Here is a 740-nt window from a genome sequence, read left to right on the forward strand (position 1 = left end):
CTCGTCAAAATCAGCGAAGATCAGATGCGCGTCGCCGGCGTTGAGACTCAGCCCGTCGAGCGGGAGTCGGGCATGGGCGAACTCGTCGTGCCGGGCGTCGTCGCCGTGCCGCCGCAGCAGCTCCTCATTGTGGCCGCCCCCGCCGCCGGTCTGGTCGAGACTCTGCTCGTCGCAATCGACGAGGACGTCAAACAAGGCGCGCCGATCGCGACACTGAAGTCGTCGGAGCTCATCGAGGCCCAGCGCGCCTTCCTGCACGCAGTCTCGGAGGCGAATCTCGCGGCCGAGAAGTTGCGGCGCGACGAGCAGCTGTTCAAGGAGCACATCATCGCCGAGCGGCGATTGATCGTCACGCGCGCCGAGGCGACTCAGGCGCGTTCGGCGCTCGATGAGCGCAGACAAATTCTGTCGCTGGCCGGCATGACGGATCAGGAGATCGAGACCTTGAAGCGCGAGCGCAAGCTCGCAAGCTCGCTTGTCGTGCGCGCGCCGGTTAACGGGACCGTCCTGCAGCGACACGGAACGACGGGCGAGCGCGTGCAGGCGTCGGCGCCGCTCATCACGATTGCGCGGCTCGACCCCATTTGGGTCAATTTGCAGGTGCCCCTTGGCCGCGCCGCTGCGCTCGACAACGTCGCCCGCGTGCACGTGCCCCTGGCGGGCATTGACGGCAGACTCATTCGCATCGGCCGCACTGTCGACGCGGCGACGCAGTCGGTCACGGCCGTCGCCGAGTTTCG

Annotated in this window: 1 protein-coding gene; it reads left to right on the forward strand. The window is 67.4% G+C overall.

Annotation, left to right across the window (positions count from 1 at the left end; all coding sequences use genetic code 11):
- Positions 1–740 (forward strand): efflux RND transporter periplasmic adaptor subunit (locus NEI07_RS09350; RefSeq protein ID WP_256034192.1); only part of this gene is annotated, 740 nt, incomplete at both ends.

Source organism: Methylocystis suflitae (assembly GCF_024448135.1).
Taxonomy (GTDB): domain Bacteria; phylum Pseudomonadota; class Alphaproteobacteria; order Rhizobiales; family Beijerinckiaceae; genus Methylocystis; species Methylocystis suflitae.